Origin of the sequence: Kutzneria sp. 744 (assembly GCF_000568255.1) — a bacterium.
GTDB lineage: Bacteria > Actinomycetota > Actinomycetes > Mycobacteriales > Pseudonocardiaceae > Kutzneria.
Genome location: NZ_KK037166.1, coordinates 3,810,766 through 3,827,207, shown reverse-complemented (window position 1 = coordinate 3,827,207; position 16,442 = coordinate 3,810,766). Strand labels below are relative to the sequence as shown.

Annotated in this window: 12 protein-coding genes, 2 tRNA genes and 1 pseudogene; 8 read left to right on the top strand and 7 right to left on the bottom strand. The window is 68.3% G+C overall.

Annotated features, from left to right (window positions below; all coding sequences use genetic code 11):
- Nucleotides 1-15: 15 nt before the first annotated feature.
- Entirely contained in the window at nucleotides 16-489 is a 474-nt protein-coding gene (locus tag KUTG_RS17095) for a vitamin K epoxide reductase family protein (RefSeq protein ID WP_052394761.1), read from the top strand.
- Between the two features lie 591 nt (nucleotides 490-1,080).
- Here the strand turns inward: KUTG_RS17095 and KUTG_RS17090 are convergent.
- The gene (locus KUTG_RS17090; RefSeq protein ID WP_043718052.1) at nucleotides 1,081-2,634 is read right to left on the bottom strand and encodes an outer membrane protein assembly factor BamB family protein; all 1,554 of its coding nucleotides are present in this window, start codon (nucleotides 2,632-2,634) and stop codon (nucleotides 1,081-1,083) included.
- A 189-nt stretch (nucleotides 2,635-2,823) separates the two neighbouring features.
- Here KUTG_RS17090 and trpS point away from each other — a divergent pair, with 189 nt between their 5' ends.
- Nucleotides 2,824-3,834, top strand: coding sequence for a tryptophan--tRNA ligase (gene trpS, locus KUTG_RS17085; RefSeq protein ID WP_043718050.1), 1,011 nt, complete (start codon nucleotides 2,824-2,826; stop codon nucleotides 3,832-3,834).
- 270 nt (nucleotides 3,835-4,104) lie between these two features.
- On the top strand, nucleotides 4,105-4,812 hold the full coding sequence (locus KUTG_RS58530; protein ID WP_052394759.1) for a SpoIIE family protein phosphatase: 708 nt from the start codon (nucleotides 4,105-4,107) through the stop codon (nucleotides 4,810-4,812).
- A 25-nt stretch (nucleotides 4,813-4,837) separates the two neighbouring features.
- Here the strand turns inward: KUTG_RS58530 and KUTG_RS17075 are convergent, their stop codons facing one another.
- Both KUTG_RS17075 and KUTG_RS17070 read right to left on the bottom strand, forming a co-directional pair.
- On the bottom strand, nucleotides 4,838-5,209 hold the full coding sequence (locus tag KUTG_RS17075) for a hypothetical protein (RefSeq protein WP_157494583.1): 372 nt from the start codon (nucleotides 5,207-5,209) through the stop codon (nucleotides 4,838-4,840).
- 60 nt (nucleotides 5,210-5,269) lie between these two features.
- Nucleotides 5,270-5,340 (bottom strand) — tRNA-Gly (locus KUTG_RS17070).
- Between the two features lie 86 nt (nucleotides 5,341-5,426).
- On the opposite strand from KUTG_RS17070, the gene KUTG_RS17065 reads away from it, so the two are divergent.
- The 4 genes from KUTG_RS17065 (at nucleotide 5,427) to clpX (ending at nucleotide 9,494) form a co-directional block, all read left to right on the top strand.
- Nucleotides 5,427-5,500 (top strand) — tRNA-Pro (locus KUTG_RS17065).
- 357 nt (nucleotides 5,501-5,857) lie between these two features.
- Nucleotides 5,858-7,228, top strand: coding sequence for a trigger factor (tig, locus tag KUTG_RS17060; protein ID WP_043718048.1), 1,371 nt, complete (start codon nucleotides 5,858-5,860; stop codon nucleotides 7,226-7,228).
- A 147-nt stretch (nucleotides 7,229-7,375) separates the two neighbouring features.
- Complete coding sequence (locus tag KUTG_RS17055; RefSeq protein WP_043718046.1) at nucleotides 7,376-8,005, top strand: ATP-dependent Clp protease proteolytic subunit; 630 nt, start codon at nucleotides 7,376-7,378, stop codon at nucleotides 8,003-8,005.
- 208 nt (nucleotides 8,006-8,213) lie between these two features.
- Nucleotides 8,214-9,494 (top strand): ATP-dependent Clp protease ATP-binding subunit ClpX, encoded by a 1,281-nt coding sequence (gene clpX, locus KUTG_RS17050; protein ID WP_043718043.1) that lies wholly within the window; start codon nucleotides 8,214-8,216, stop codon nucleotides 9,492-9,494.
- 96 nt (nucleotides 9,495-9,590) lie between these two features.
- Here the strand turns inward: clpX and lpdA are convergent, their stop codons facing one another.
- Both lpdA and fdhD read right to left on the bottom strand, forming a co-directional pair.
- A complete protein-coding gene (gene lpdA, locus KUTG_RS17045) occupies nucleotides 9,591-10,991 on the bottom strand; it encodes a dihydrolipoyl dehydrogenase (protein WP_043718041.1) in 1,401 nt (466 codons plus the stop codon).
- Between the two features lie 128 nt (nucleotides 10,992-11,119).
- A complete protein-coding gene (fdhD, locus tag KUTG_RS17040; RefSeq protein ID WP_043718040.1) occupies nucleotides 11,120-11,944 on the bottom strand; it encodes a formate dehydrogenase accessory sulfurtransferase FdhD in 825 nt (274 codons plus the stop codon).
- Nucleotides 11,945-12,092: 148 nt separating this feature from the next.
- On the opposite strand from fdhD, the gene KUTG_RS17035 reads away from it, so the two are divergent.
- The gene (locus tag KUTG_RS17035; RefSeq protein WP_043718038.1) at nucleotides 12,093-13,448 is read left to right on the top strand and encodes an L-lactate MFS transporter; all 1,356 of its coding nucleotides are present in this window, start codon (nucleotides 12,093-12,095) and stop codon (nucleotides 13,446-13,448) included.
- 182 nt (nucleotides 13,449-13,630) lie between these two features.
- On the opposite strand, the gene KUTG_RS17030 is transcribed toward KUTG_RS17035, so the two are convergent.
- Entirely contained in the window at nucleotides 13,631-15,931 is a 2,301-nt protein-coding gene (locus KUTG_RS17030; RefSeq protein ID WP_043729672.1) for an FdhF/YdeP family oxidoreductase, read from the bottom strand.
- A gap of 42 nt (nucleotides 15,932-15,973) precedes the next feature.
- Nucleotides 15,974-16,442 (bottom strand): annotated as a pseudogene (locus KUTG_RS17025) (hypothetical protein); the annotation flags it as partial.

Below are 16,442 nucleotides of genomic sequence, written 5' to 3'. Positions count from 1 at the left end.
ACGTATCCTGCGACCATGTCCGCAGGCACCCAGGCGTCGGAGTCGACGAGCGTCTACCCGAGGTGGCTGGTCGTCAGCACGCTGGTGCTGTCGCTGGCCGGCCTCGCCGTGGCGATCTACATGACGATCAGCCACTACACCGACAACGCCACCCTGGTCTGCCAGGCCAACTCGGTGGTCAACTGCGCGCAGGTCACCTCCAGCCCGCAGTCGGTCGTCCTCGGCATTCCCGTCGCCGTGCTCGGACTCGTCTACTTCGTGCCCATGACCGTGCTGTGCTCCCCGTGGGCCTGGCGCTCCGAGCTGCCCGCCGTCCGCTGGCTGCGCCTGGCCGGCGTCAGTGTCGGCCTGCTGTTCGTGGTCTACCTGGTCGCCGTCGAGCTGGCCGTCATCGGCAAGATCTGCGAGTGGTGCACCAGCGTGCACGTCATCACCTTGGCCCTGTTCGCACTCGTCGTGGTGGGTGAATACCGCTCAAGGCCGGCCTAGCCCCTGTTGATCATTGGTAGCGTCCGGAGACGAGGTTTCGTCAATCGGTACGGCGTGCCCACGCAGCTGTGTTTCCACGGTCCGGCCGGTTCCCGGATGCGGGTCGGCAACGGACAGCAGTGGTTCGCCCGATGTCACTGTCCGGTTCGGACAGATCGAGGCGTTGGTGGAACAGGGAACGGAGCAGCGGCGCGGGCCTGCTGGGACGTGAGCTGACGAGTTCACGGACGCCCGGCCGGTGAGCGTTGGCGTGTTCCAGTTGCGGCAGCAGTGGAACCTCCTGATCCCCATTGTGGACACAGTGGTGTCGGCGACGATCAGCGCGGCCCGCCGGCCCTCCAGTGGCGGGATGCGGATCGGGCCGGCGCGGACGCAGTCGGCCGGCCAAGGCCGAATCCGGTGTGGGATGCAGCACCGCGGCGACGCGGTGATCCGGTGGGAGCTCGGCGAGGAGCCGTGGCACAAACGTTGGCCGGTAACGAAAGCGGAGCCGGAGTGCCAGGTCCTGCTCCTCGTGCGAGAACACGAGCGTGTTTGCGACGAGTGGGCTGGTGGTGCACCACCAGCCCACCCCGAAACTGGGCCGGCGGCCTACAGTCCGAATGCGAGCAGCACGTGGCCGCGATCACTCGGGTAGGGCGCCATCCAGTAGCCGGTCTGCACGTAGACCATGCCATTGGCGACGATCGCGCCGCCGCCACCGGAGATTGCGCCGCCGCGGCCGGGCAGGCCGTTCACGCCGTCGAAGTCCCGGACGGTGTCGTAGGTCCACAACACCTTGCCGGCCCGGCTGTCGAACACCCGCATCTTGCCGTCGGCACTGCCCTCGTAGACGACGCCGGGCGACGTGGTCACCGCCGGAATGAACGACGGCGAGCAGAGGTCCGGATACTGCGCCGCGCCGCCGGTGGTGCAGCCGTCCGCTGGATTCGGGGTGTGCCAGAGCTCCTTGCCGGTGGCGGGATCGAGGGCGTAGAGCGTGCCGGGGTCGCCCATCATCGTCGCCACGTACAGGCGCTGTCCGTCGAAGCTGGTGCCCCACTGGATGCCGGACAGCCCGCCGTTGGGCATCGGCGTGGACAGCAGCCGCCGCCACACCACCTGGCCCGTGTGCGCGTCGAACACGTGGTAGTAGCCGGCTTTCTGGCCGATGCCGACCATTTCACGGCCGTTGACGGTGAACAGATTGGGTGTTGCGCCGAGATCCCAGTCCAGCGCCGTGCCCCGCGGCACCGGGCAGTAGCCGTCGGCCGACTGCGGGTCGTTGCACAGCGACCGCCAGGTGTCGTCGGGGGTCACCTGCTGCTTCCACCGCACGTGGCCGTTGGACGTGTTGAGCGCCAGCAACGTGTCGAAGTCGCCGCCGTGGCCGGTGTAGTTCTGGCCGGTGCCGACGTACAGCGTGTGCGTGCGCGCATCCACCACCGGCGAGCTCCACACGCCGGCGCCGGACGGCTCGTAGCGCGCCGCGCCACTCGGCCACGTGCCAACCTGCCGCGGCGGCGGAACCGTGTAGTAGCGCCACGAAAGCCTGCCCGTGGCGGCGTCGATCGAGTCGACGTGGCCACGGAACGTGCAGCAGGCCGTGTTCTGGTCGCCCGTGTTCTGGCCGCTGGACGTGCCGACGTAGATGTGGCCCTCGAAGAAGATCGGCGAACTCGTCACCACCGACAGCGGTGTGGCGTCGGTCTGGTACTGCCACAGCAGGCGTCCGGTGCGCTGGTCGAGCGCTCGCACGGTGCCGGTCACGTCGCCGAAGTACACGCGACCGGCCGCCACCGACGCGCCGTCCTGCACCGCGTCGTTCGGCGGCAGTTGGTAGGTCCACCGCTCCGCGCCGGATTTCGCGTCCAGCGAGTAGAACCGGCCGTCCTCGCCGCCGAAGTACAGCGTGCCGTCAGCCACCGCGGGCTGGCTGTGCGGGCCGGGCGCGCCCGCCGTCGGATAACTGAACGCCCACTTCAGCTTCAGGTTCCCGACCGTCGTCGGGGTGATGCGGTGCTCGCTGCCGTTGAAGCGCGAACCGCTCAGATCCTTCGTCCACGTCGGCCAATCCCCGGATGCGGCGCCGGCCGAGCTCGTGCCCGCGGTCAGCGTCAGCGCGCAGAGCGCGGCGAGGCCGGCGGCCAAGAACCGTCGTGACATGCAACTCCCTCCCCAGGTCAGCTGTCGGTGTCCATCCCAGCGCGCTGGGTGATCGACCGCCAGCGGACGAAGTCGCGGGCCGGAGCGACCTAAGTACTCGTCGGGCCTACTTTCGTAGGTCGCCGGATTCGCGCGGCCACCGGAGGGTAGAATTCGCACGTAAATGTGCCGTTGAATAGAGGAATTGAGATGACGGACGCCGTAGCGCAGGCGAAGCCAAGGGTGCTGTCCGGTATCACCGCGACCGGCAACCTGACGATCGGCAACTACATCGGTGCGCTCAGCGTCTGGGCCGAGGAGCAGGACTCCTACGAGAACTTCTTCTTCATCGCCGACCTGCACGCCCTCACCATTCCCGAGGCGATCAGGGCCGACGACCTGCGCCGCCGCATCCGCGAGATCGTCGCCCTCTACCTGGCCTGCGGCCTCGATCCCGCCAAGTCCGTGCTGTTCCTGCAGTCCAGGGTGCCCGCGCACGCCAGCCTCGCCTGGATCTTCGACTGCGTCACCCCGGTCAGCTGGCTGGAGCGGATGACCCAGTACAAGTCCAAGTCGCAGGGCGCGAACCCGAGCGCCGGGCTGTTCACCTATCCGGCGCTGATGGCCGCGGACATTCTTCTCTATCAGGCGCAATTCGTTCCCGTCGGTGACGACCAGCGTCAGCACGTCGAACTCTCCCGGGACATCGCCAACCGGTTCAATTCGATGTTCGGCGAGTGTTTCCGGGTGCCGGCGGCGCTGATCCGCAAGAGCGGCGCGCGCATCATGGGCCTCGACGACCCCACCGCCAAGATGAGCAAGAGCAAGGCCGAGACCCACGAGGGCCACGCCATCGGCCTGCTCGACGACCCCAAGAAGATCCGTAAGGCCATCATGCGGGCCGTCACCGACACGGGCACGGCCGTCGACCGCGAGAACCTCTCGCCCGGCGTCAACAACCTGCTCGTGCTGCACGAGGCCCTGTCCGGCGCCACCCGCGAGGCGACGCTGGACCGCTTCGACGGCAACGGCTACGGCACCCTCAAGAAGGACCTCGCCGAGCTCGTCCTCGACAAGATCGCGCCCATCCAGTCCCGGTTCAACGAGATCAGCGGCGACCCCGGCTACCTCGACCAGGTGCTCGCCGACGGCGCCGAGAAGGCCACCGCGGTCGCCGACGCCACCCTCCACCGGGCCATGGAGCTCGTCGGCCTGCGCTGAGCCATTCACCGGCGGCCCGATCTCGTGTGCGGGAGAAACCAGTCTATACAAGTTGGCCATGGTCTCTGAGCGGGCTGGTTAATAGAGCGCTAGGGAAAACATAGTGTTCGTAGGCACACGTCCCCCTTTCACTCGTACTCTAGCACTTATACTTCCCGGGCGGTACTTCTGGTACCATGGTAACCGGTAATCCATCTAAGTCACAGGCTGGCGCGGCGTTGGCTATAAAGGCCCTGGTGCTAGCATTGTCGACGGAAACGAGGCTTGAGGTTGAGCACTGCGCACGACCTGACCCATGGCCGGCGCGCGGCCACCGCCACCCGCCGTGGCGTCCGTGACTACAACATGGACGCCGCCGCGCTGTTCCAGGCGTCCACCGGCGTCGCCGTGGCCGCCATCGTCGACGGCATCGGCAACGACCCCGGCGGCGCCGCCACCATGCGGCTGTTGGCGGAGAGCGCCGTGCGCGTCGGCGCCACCAAAGGCGCCCTCGCCGGCGTGCTCGCCGCGGCCGCGCTCGTCGAAGACCCCGGCATCAACCCCCACATGCCCGACGGCGTCATCGTGCTCGCCCTCGCCGTGCCCGGACGGCCCACCCACCTCGCGTGGGTCGGCGACTCTCACGCCTACAGCTGGGACGGCACCCGCCTGCACCTGCGGACCGACCCCCACACCATGGGCGCCTACCTCCGTGGCAACGGCGTCGCCGACCTCGCGCCCCTGCACGACGCCTGGGTCCGCGTCACCCTCTCCAGCGCCACCGTCACCAACGTCGCCGTCTCCTCCGTGCCGCCCGACGAACTCGTGCTCCTCGTCAGCGACGGCCTCGACTCCGTTCCCCACGACGAGCTCGAAGCCCTCGTCCGCGAACACCAGGACGACCCCAACGCGCTGGCCGACGCCATCGTCGCCGCCGCCCGCGAAACCGAGGACGGCTACCGCGACGACGCCACCGCCCTCGTCCTCACCACGCGATGACTGTGGCGCGGGACACAATCGAGGCTCAGATGAGCCGGATCCGGTCCACCGGCGGCAGCGACGTCGGCATCACGTCCGTGACCCACGCGAACTCCAAGCCGGACAACGTGGCGCCCTCATCCGTCCACACCAGGAGTTCGCCGACGAACTCCCCGGACTCGTCGACGACCTGAGCGCCGACCGGCACCAGCCTCGACGGCAACGCCGCATGCTGCACCGGCTCCCGAACCCGCAGATCAACACTCGTCGACTCGGCCGACCACCGGGCCACGACCTCCGTGCGGTCCAACTGACTCCGCAACTCCGCGGCCCCGTCGAACCCACACGACAAGATGTGCTCCAGCACGGCACGCTCGGAAACAGACAACGGCCGCGGCGAGATCGGAACAGTAGGCACCCAGCCAGCATGACCTGTGGCGCTCGACACATCCACGGCGCCCGGAAGAGGCAAAAGAAGAGCGGGTGACGGGAATCGAACCCGCATGGCCAGCTTGGAAGGCTGGAGCTCTGCCATTGAGCTACACCCGCACCGCACCCCCAACCAACCGGGTGCATGCGGGAGCTTAGCGGGTCGCGCTACTCTCATGCACGCGCCATCGACAACACGGCGCGAACGGGGTGTGGCGCAGTTTGGTAGCGCACTCGCTTTGGGAGCGAGGGGCCGTGGGTTCAAATCCCGCCACCCCGACGATTGGGTGAAGTGTGCTCACGGGACCGCCTTTGGCGGTCCCGTTCGCCGTTATCGCCGGCGATGTCTTCTGGGGCTCCCGCCCCAGGCCCCGAGCCAAGGGGCTCCGCCCCCTGGACCCCCAGCGTGTGGCCTGCGGCCTACACCCTCGACGTGTGGCCTGCGGCCTACACGCTGTCGTGGTGCGTGCGTGGGGGTGGCGGGGCGTGTGTGTGCGTGGTAGGTGCTTGGTGATCGCGCTGGCGTGGGGGTCGGGAGCTTCGCTCTTCCTGGTCGACCTAGACTTGGGTATCCAATCCCGGGGCGCTGTGCGGTCGGGAGCACTGTGCACGCATTTGTTCGTACGAGGAGACCACGTTGAAGAGCACCGTCGAACAGCTGAGCCCGACCAGGGTCCGGATCAACGTCGAGGTGCCGTTCGACGAGTTGAAGCCCAACTTCGACCGGGCCTACCGCAAGCTCGCCGGCCAGGTCCGCATTCCGGGCTTCCGTCAGGGCAAGGTGCCGCCGCGCGTGCTGGAGTCGCGCATCGGGCGCGCCCCGGTGCTGGACGAGGTGGTCAACGAGGCGATCCCGGCCAAGTACATGGAAGCCGTGAACGCGGGCGAGGTCCGGGCGCTGGGCCGCCCCGACATCGAGGTCACCAAGATCGAGGACGGCGACCACCTGGCGTTCACCGCCGAGGTCGACATCCGCCCCGACATCACCATCCCGGCCTTCGGCGAGCTCGCCGTCAGCGTCGACGACATCGAGATCGCCGACGACGACGTGGACAAGCAGCTCGACGAGCTGCGCGCCCGCTTCGGCACCCTGACCGGCGTCGACCGCCCGGCCGAGAACGGCGACTTCGTCACCGTCGACCTGTCCGCCTCCGTCGACGGCAACGAGGTCGAAGAGGCCCGCACCACCGGCCTGTCCTACGAGATCGGCTCCGGCCAGCTCGTCGAAGGCATCGACGACGCCCTCATCGGCGCCGAGGCCGGCGAGACCAAGACCTTCACCACCCAGCTCGTCGCCGGCGAGTACGAAGGCCGCGACGCCGAGGTGAGCGTCAAGGTCGACAACATCAAGAAGCGCGAGCTGCCCGAGGCCGACGACGAGTTCGCCCAGCTGGCCAGCGAGTTCGACACCCTCGACGAGCTCAAGGCCGACCTGCGCGAGCGCCTCGGCCGCGTCAACAAGATGCAGCAGGGCGTGCAGGCCCGCGACAAGGTCCTCGAGGCCCTCCTCGAGGTCACCGAGGTGCCGCTGCCCGAGGCCGTCGTCGCCGCCGAGGTCGAGACCCGCAAGCACGACGCGGTCCACGCCTTCGACCACGACGACGACCGCTTCAACGAGTGGCTGACCGAGCAGGGCCAGACGGCCGAGGAGTTCGACAGCGAGCTGCGCGTCGCCGCCGAGGCCGCGGTCAAGACCCAGCTCGTGCTCGACGCCATCGCCGACGCCGAGCAGGTCCAGGTCAACGACGCCGAGCTGTCCGAGCGCATCGTCTACCAGGCCCAGCGCTTCGGCATCAGCCCCGACGAGTACGTGCAGCGGGCCCAGCAGGCCGGCCAGCTCGGCGCCATCTTCGCCGACGTCCGCCGCGGCAAGGCGCTGGCCGCGGTCGTCCGCCAGGCCGCCGTCACCGACGCCTCCGGCAACACCATCGACCTGGACGAACTGTTCGGCGCGCCGGCGGCCCCCGCCGTCGAGGAAGCCTCCGACGAGGCGGCCGAGCAGGAGTGACGCCCTGAGCGAACGCGGGCGGCGTCGGGACGTCGGCGCCGCCCGCGTTCGTTAAAGTCGAAGCAAGCCACACGCGGGCCGCCCGCCGGAACACCGGCCCCCGGCCCGCCAGCTCGACCAAGCGACAAGCGAAGCCAGGAGTCATCAGTGAGCCAGTACCAGCCACTCCAGTCCCGCTACGTGCTGCCGTCGTTCGTCGAGCGCACCAGCTACGGGGTCAAGGAGTCCAACCCGTACAACAAGCTGTTCGAGGAGCGCATCATCTTCCTCGGCGTGCAGATCGACGACGCGTCCGCCAACGACGTGATGGCGCAGCTGCTGTACCTGGAGTCGGTCGACCCCGACCGCGACATCATCATGTACATCAACTCGCCCGGCGGCTCGTTCACCTCGCTGATGGCGATCTACGACACCATGCAGTACGTGCGCCCGGACATCGTGACCGTGTGCCTCGGCCAGGCCGCCTCCGCCGCCGCCGTGCTGCTCGCCGCGGGCACCCCCGGCAAGCGCCGCGCGCTGCCCAACTCCCGCATCCTGATCCACCAGCCGGCCACCGAGGGCCTCTACGGCCAGGTGTCCGACCTGGAGATCCAGGCCAACGAGATCCAGCGGGTGCGCCGCGCCCTGGAGACCACGCTGGCCCGGCACACCAACAAGACGCCCGACCAGGTGGCCGAGGACATCGACCGGGACAAGATCCTGACCGCCGAGGAGGCCAGGGTCTACGGCATCGTCGACGAGGTGCTGCCGTACCGGAAGCTGTCCGCGCAGAGCTGAACCGGGCCGCGGCCCCGTCCGACACGCCGAATCTGGCTAGTAATCGCCTGGTTCGACACGGTCGGGGCCCGCTGGTCCTCCCGCTCGCGATCGCGGGCGGGTACCGTCGTGGGGAACGTGCGCGACCCATCGGTGTGGGTCGGGCCATCGTGACAGCCAGGTGGACCGGCGACAGTCGGCGAACCGGAGGGGACAGAGGTCAGCGGTCATGGCGCGTATCGGTGACGGCGGAGACCTGCTGAAGTGCTCCTTCTGCGGGAAGAGCCAGAAGCAGGTGAAGAAGCTCATCGCCGGTCCCGGCGTGTACATCTGCGATGAATGCATCGACCTCTGCAACGAGATCATCGAGGAGGAGCTGGCCGAAGCGGGCGACGTCAAACTGGACGAGCTGCCCAAGCCGGCCGAGATCCACGACTTCCTCGACCAGTACGTGATCGGTCAGGACGATGCCAAGCGCACGCTGTCGGTGGCGGTCTACAACCACTACAAGCGCATCCAGGCGGGCGACCGCAACCGGGACGGCCGGGACGACGGCGTAGAGCTCGCCAAGTCCAACATCCTCATGCTCGGCCCGACCGGCTGCGGCAAGACCTACCTCGCCCAGACCCTGGCCAAGCTGCTCAACGTGCCGTTCGCCATCGCCGACGCCACCGCGCTGACCGAGGCCGGATACGTCGGCGAGGACGTCGAGAACATCCTGCTCAAGCTGATCCAGGCCGCCGACTACGACGTCAAGCGGGCCGAGACCGGCATCATCTACATCGACGAGGTCGACAAAATCGCTCGGAAGAGTGAAAACCCGTCGATCACCCGCGATGTCTCCGGCGAGGGCGTGCAGCAGGCCCTGCTGAAGATCCTGGAGGGCACCACCGCCAGCGTGCCGCCGCAGGGCGGCCGCAAGCACCCGCACCAGGAGTTCATCCAGATCGACACGACGAACGTCCTGTTCATCGTGGCCGGCGCCTTCGCCGGGCTTGAGCGCATCATCCAGGACCGGGTCGGCAAGCGCAGCCTCGGCTTCGGCGCCGAGATCCGCTCCAAGGCCGAGATGGAGTCGTCCGACATCTTCGGCGACACCATGCCCGAGGACCTGATCAAGTTCGGCCTGATCCCGGAGTTCATCGGCCGCCTGCCCGTCGTGGCCAGCGTGACCAATCTGGACAAGCCGTCCCTGGTCAAGATCCTCACCGAGCCCCGCAACGCGATGGTGAAGCAGTACCAGAAGCTGTTCGAGATGGACGGCGTCGAGCTGGAGTTCACCAAGACAGCGCTGGAGGCCGTGGCCGACCAGGCGATCCTGCGCGGCACCGGCGCCCGAGGCCTGCGCGCCATCATGGAGGAGGTGCTGCTGCCGGTGATGTACGACATCCCCAGCCGCACCGACGTCGCCAAGGTGGTCATCACCGAGCAGACCGTGCGCGAGAACGTCAATCCGACCATCGTCGCCCGGCAGCCCAGCCGCCGCGAGCGCCGCGAGAAGTCGGCCTGACCGAACCGTCAGAACCGCGAAGGCCCGCCCACCCGGAAACGGGAGGGCGGGCCTTCGTCTTGAGCCCGACGGGCGCTGGCCGCCCTGGGTCGGCCGTCAGAAGTTGATCATGTGGCCGGCCAGGCCGTGGACGGCTTCCTTGACTGCCTCGCTCAGGGTCGGGTGCGCGTGCACGTTGCGGGCGACCTCGTTGACGGTCAGGTCCCACTGCTGAGCCAACGTCAGCTCCGGGAGCAGCTCCGTGACGTCCGGGCCGATCATGTGCGCGCCCAGCAGCTCGCCGTGCGTGGCGTCGGCGATGATCTTGACGAAGCCGCCGGGGTCCCCGATGCCGTGCGCCTTGCCGTTGGCGGTGAAGGGGAACTTCGCGACCTTGACGTCGAAGCCCTTCTCCTCGGCCTGCTTCTGGGTGTAGCCGAAGCTGGCGATCTGCGGCTGGCAGAACGTGGCCCGAGGGATCATCACGTAGTCCAGCTCCATCGTCTCCGCGTCGGCGATCGTCTCCGCCGCGACGATGCCCATCGACTCGGCGGCGTGCGCGAGCATCAGCTTCGCGGTGACGTCGCCGATGGCGAAGATGTGCGGCACGCTCGTGCGGCCCCGGCCGTCGATGTCGATCGCGCCGCGCTCGGTCAGCCGGACGCCGGTCCTCTCCAGGCCGTAGCCCTCGACCCGCGGCTGGAAGCCGATCGCCTGGAGCACCTTGTCGGCCTCCAGCACCTGCTGCTGGCCGTCCTTGCTGACAGTGACCAGGACCTTGTCGCCGGAGTCGTCGATCGCGTCGACCCGCGTCGAGGTGAGCACCTTGATGCCGAGCTTGCGGTAGCGCTTGGCCAGTTCGGCCGAGACCTCCTCGTCCTCCAGTGGGACGGGCCGGTCCAGGAACTCGACGATGGTGACGTCGACGCCGTAGCCGTGCATGACGTACGCGAACTCGACGCCGATCGCGCCGGCGCCGGCGATGATGACGCTGCCCGGCAGCGTGTCGGTGAGGATCTGCTCCTCGTAGGTCACGACCCGCTCGGACAGCTTCGTGCCCGGCAGCAGCCGCGTCGTCGCGCCGGTGGCGAGGATGCAGTTGTCGAAGGTGACCGTCTCCTGGCCGCCGTCGGTCAGCGCGACCTGGATCGTGTTGGCGTCGGTGAACGTGCCCCAGCCGAAGAACTGCTGGATCTTGTTCTTCTTCATCAGGAAGTGGACGCCCTTGACCCGGCCGTCGGCGACCTTGCGGCTGCGCTGGAAGGCGGCGCCGAAGTCCATCGTGATGCCGCCCTCGGCGTGGATGCCGAACGCCTCGGCCTCGCCGGTCAGCAGGTGCGCCAGTTCGGCGTTGCGCAGCAGGGCCTTGGACGGGATGCAGCCCACGTTCAGGCAGACGCCACCCCAGTACCGGTCCTCGATGATCGCCGTCCGCAGCCCCAGCTGCGCCGCTCGGATCGCCGCGACGTACCCGCCGGGTCCGGCCCCCACCACCACGACGTCGAAGTGTGTGCTCATGCTCCAACCCTAGTCAGCGGCACGCCCGCCTCCGATGTGACGTTCAAGCAGTCGCCGGCCGCCACACAGCGAAGTGGTTGTGAATCCGGTTCACAGCCGTTTCGCTCTGTGTCACCGACACACTCGACCTAGCGCAGAACTCGGTCGGCGCCGGTGTAGACGTTCATCGAGTCGCCGCGGAGGAAGCCGATGAGGGTCATGCCCTGTTCGTCGGCGAGCTCGGCGGCCAGCGACGACGGGGCGGACACGGCGGACAGGATGGGGATGCCGGCCATGGCGGCCTTCTGCACGAGCTCGAAGGAGGCGCGGCCGGAGACCATGAGGACGCAGCCGCGCAGCGGGATCAGTCCGGATTGGACGGCCCAGCCGACGACCTTGTCGACGGCGTTGTGCCGGCCGACGTCCTCCCGGGCGACGAGCAGCTCCCCGTCGGTGGTGAACAGGCCGGCGCCGTGCAGGCCGCCGGTGGAGTCGAAGACCTTCTGGGCGGCCCGCAGCTTGTCGGGCAGCGTGGTGAGGACCTCGACGGAGACGGCGCAGTCGTCGGTGGCGGGGGCGTGGCGGGTCTTCAGCCGAACGGCGTCGAGGGCGGCCTTGCCGCACACGCCGCAGGAGGAGGTGGTGTAGAAGTTCCGCTCCACGCCGACGTCGGGCGGGGCGACACCGGGGGAAAGTGAGACTTCGAGCACATTGTACGTGTTTCGACCGTCGGGACCGGTTCCGGCGCAGTAGCGGGCCGCCGAGACGTCCTCGCGATCACCGATCACGCCCTCGGTGAGCAGAAAACCGTGGGCCAGTTCCACATCGTTGCCCGGCGTTCGCATCGTCACCGCGACCGCTTTTCCGTCAATCCGCAATTCGAGTGGTTCTTCGGCCGCTAGTGCATCCGGACGAGAGCGTTCGCCCTGGTGGGAGAGCTTGAGCACCGGCCGGCGGACGGTCACCCTTCCCATTTCGGAACCTCCCAGTTTCGTAAGTCTTCGGTTCATTCCGTTCGGCGCGTCAGCGGTGCCGTTCGTCGTTACGTGCGCCACTCGGTCGTGCCGAGTCACACCCGATCCCAATAGGTTCCATTCTCAACTATCTGGGAGGGCAGTAGAGATGGGACTCGGGGTCCTTGATCGCTCGCGCACGATCGCGCCGGGGGGATGGAGCCGCTGGCTCGTACCGCCCTCCGCGCTCGCCGTGCACCTGTCGATCGGACAGGCCTACGCGTGGAGCGTGTTCAAGACGCCGCTGGAGAAGGCGCTTCACCTCAACGGGGTGGAGAGCGGCCTGCCGTTCCAGCTGGCGATCGTCATGCTCGGCCTGTCGGCGGCCTTCGGCGGCACGCTCGTCGAACGCAACGGACCGCGATGGGCGATGGCGGTGGCATCCGTCGCGTTCGGCGCTGGGTTCCTGATCGCCGCGCTCGGCGTGGCGACGTCACAATTCTGGCTGGTCGTCGTGGGCTACGGCCTGGTCGGCGGCATCGGCCTCGGTATCGGCTACATCTCGCCGGTCTCGACGCTGATCAAGTGGTTCCCGGACCGTCCGGGCATGGCCACCGGTATCGCGATCATGGGCTTCGGCGGCGGAGCGTTGATCGCGTCACCCTGGTCGACGGCCATGCTGGCCGGCTTCGGCACCACCACCTCGGGCATCGCGGCGACGTTCGCGGTGCACGGCGTGGTGTACGCGATCTTCATGGCGATGGGTGTGTTCCTGGTCCGGGTGCCGGCCGACGGCTGGAAGCCGGCCGGGTGGGACCCGTCGCAGGCCACCGTGCACAGGCTGATCACCACCAACAACGTGAGCGCGTCCAACGCGATCAAGACGCCGCAGTTCTGGCTGCTGTGGCTGGTGCTGTGTCTGAACGTGACCGCGGGCATCGGCATCCTGGAGAAGGCGTCGCCGATGATCGTCGACTTCTTCAAGGTGAGCCCGGCTCCGGCCGCGGGCTTCGTCGCGTTGCTGTCGCTGACCAACATGCTCGGCCGGTTCGTGTGGTCGTCCACCTCGGACGCCATCGGCCGCAAGAACATGTACCGCATCTACCTCGGGGTCGGCGCGCTGCTGTACCTCGTGCTGGAACTGGCCGGCGGCTCGTCCAAGGCCGTGTTCGTGCTGGCCGCGATGCTGATCCTGTCGTTCTACGGCGGCGGATTCGCCACCGTGCCGGCCTACCTGCGTGACCTGTTCGGCACCTACCAGGTCGGCGCCATCCACGGCCGCCTGCTCACCGCCTGGTCGGTGGCCGGCGTGGCCGGGCCGCTGATCATCGACGGCATCGCCGACGCGCAGAAGGCCGCCGGCAAGTCCGGTCCCTCGCTGTACGCGCTGTCCTTCTTCATCATGATCGGCCTGTTGGTCATCGGCTTCGTGGCCAACGAGCTGATCAAGCCGGTCGACAGCAAGTACCACGAGCCGGCGGCCAACTCGGACGCGCCGGCCGTCGAGGAGGTGGACGCGAAGTGAACCGCACCGCGCTCATGACCGTCGCCTGGCTGTGGGTCGGTCTGCCGTTCGCGTACGGCCTCTACCAGTTGATCGTCAAGGTGACGCAGCTCTTCCAGAGCTGACAACACAGACACGAAGGGCCGGGACGCAATGCGTTCCGGCCCTTTCGTCTGTTGTGGACGAACAAAGTCGAGAAGTGGTCAGCTCTGTTCGAGGCGGATGATGATCGCCTTGGACGTGGGGGTGTTGGAGGTGTCGGCCGTGGAGTTCAGCGGCACCAAAGCGTTGGCCTCGGGGAAGTAGGCGGCGGCGCAGCCCTTGGCGGTGGGGTAGGAGATCACGCGGAAGTGCTTGACCCGGCGCTCCTCCAGACCGTCGGGGGACGGCCACTCGCTGACCAAGTCGACCATCGCGCCGTCGGAGATGCCAAGGGACACAAGGTCCTCGGGATTGACGAACACGACCCGGCGTCCGTCGTGGACGCCGCGGTAACGGTCGTCGAGACCGTAGATGGTGGTGTTGTACTGGTCGTGGCTGCGCAGCGTCTGCAGGATCAGGCGGCCGGCGGGCACGGCGATGACCTGCACCGGGTTCACCGTGAAGTTGGCCTTGCCGGTGGTGGTGGGGAAGGAGCGGGAATCCCGGGGCGGATGCGGCAGCACGAAGCCGTCGGGCTCGCGGACGCGGGCGTTGTAGTCCGAGAAGCCGGGAACGACACGGGAAATGTGGTCGCGCAGGACGTCGTAGTCGCCCTCGAAGGTCTCCCACGGCACGGTGTGCGAGGAGCCGAAGACTGCGCGGGCCAGCCGCGAGACGATGGCGACCTCGGACAGCAGGGCCGGCCCGGCGGGGGCGAGGCGGCCGCGTGACCGGTGCACGACGGACATGGAGTCCTCGACGGTGACGAACTGGGCGCCGGCGGCCTGGTCGTCCCGCTCGGTGCGGCCGAGCGTGGGCATGATGAGGGCGACCTTGCCCGGCACGACGTGCGACATGTTCAGCTTGGTGGACACGTGCACGGTGAGGTCCATGGACTTCAACGCCCGCATGGTGACCTCGGTGTCGGGCGTCGCCGACACGAAGTTGCCGCCGACGGCGAAGAACACCTTGGCCTTGCCGTCCCGCATGGCGTGGATGGCCTCGACGGTGTCGTAGCCGTGCGCCCGGGGGGAAGTGATGCCGAACTCGGTGTCCAGAGCGGACAGGAACTTCTCGGCCGGCTTCTCGTAGATGCCCATGGTGCGGTCGCCCTGGACGTTGGAGTGCCCGCGCACGGGGCACACGCCGGCGCCGGGCTTGCCGATCATGCCGCGCATCAGCAGCACGTTGACGAGCTCGCGGATGGTGGGCACGGACTGCTTGTGCTGGGTCAGACCCATGGCCCAGCAGATGATCGTGCGCTTGGACTCGACCAGAAGCCGTGCCACGTGGGCGATCTGCTCGCGGGAGAGACCGGTGGCGGCGTCGACCTCGTCCCAGTCGAGCTGACGAATGTCGGCCGCCCACTCCTCGAAGCCGTGCGTGCAGGAGTCGATGAACTCCCGGTCCAGCACCGTGCCCGGGGCGGCGTCCTCGGCGGCGAGCACCAGGTGCCCCAGCGCGCGGAAGAAGGCCAGGTCGCCGCCGAGCCGGATCTGGCAGAACTCGTCGGCCAGCGGCGTGCCCTTGCCGACGACGCCGCGCACGTTCTGGGGGTTCTTGAACCGCATGAGCCCGGCCTCGGGCAGCGGGTTCACCGCGACGATGGTGGCGCCGTTGCCCTTGGCCTCCTCCAGCGCGGACAGCATGCGCGGGTGGTTGGTGCCGGGGTTCTGCCCGACGACCAGCAGCAGGTCGGCATTGGTGACGTCGGCCAGGCTGACCGAGCCCTTGCCGATGCCGATGGTCTGGATCAGCGCCGACCCGGACGACTCGTGGCACATGTTCGAGCAGTCCGGCAGGTTGTTGGTGCCGAGCGAGCGGGCCAGCAGCTGATAGGCGAAGGCGGCCTCGTTGCTGGTTCGCCCGGACGTGTAGAAGATCGCCTCGTTCGGGTCGTCCAGCTCACGCAGGGCCCCGCCGACCAGGGAGAACGCGTCGTCCCAGGAGATCGGCTCGTAATGGCTCGCGCCCTCACGCAGCACCATCGGCTCGGTCAGCCGGCCCTGCTTGCCCAGCCAGTAGTCGGTCTTCTCGGCCAGTTCGGCCACCGAGTGCCGGGCGAAGAACTCGGGCGTGACGCGCCGGACGGTGGCTTCCTCGGCCACCGCCTTGGCCCCGTTCTCGCAGAACTCGGCCAGCTTGCGGTGCCCCTGGGCCTCCGGCCACGCGCAGCCCGGGCAGTCGAAGCCCTCGCGCTGGTTGAGCAGGCGCAGGGTGCGGGCGCTGCGCACGGCGCCCATCTCGTCCCAGCCGTGCTGGAGCGACACCAGCACGCCCTTCACCCCGGCCGCGTACGTCTTCGGCTCGCCGACCTTGATCTTGCTCTCGTCGACGTCCTGCTGCGGAGGCCTGCGCGTCATGACCACCATTGTCCGCCTGTCGCATGGTGGAAGCCAGGCGGGTCAGCAGCGGTCGCCGGTGTTCACGGGGTGTTTGGGGTTGTAGTAGGCCTGCGGCGACTCCGTGCCGGGCCGCGTCGCGGACCCGCGGCCGGAGTACAGCGGGCCCAGCAGTCCCTGCTGGGCCAGGTCGCAGTTCATCGCATAGAGGTACGAGTTCTCGGTCGACGGCCACGGCTTGCCGTCCACGATCTGGTAGTCGGCGTTCTCGTGGATGACCGAGACGATGTCCCACGGCGTCGCCGGCGCCTGGTGTGAGGCAGGCTGGAAGGCGTAGGCGTAGACGAAGTTGGTGTGCACGACCAGTTCGCCGTGCTCGCCCACGGAACTGGTCATGTCGCCGGTCAGCTTGGGCGGCGCCGGCAGCAGCTGGTAGCCGTCGGCGATCTTGGTGAGCCGGGCGCCGGGGTCGGGCAGCTTGACGCCCGGGGCCAGCGTGGCCAGGTACGGCGCGTTGTCGTGCTTGAGGATG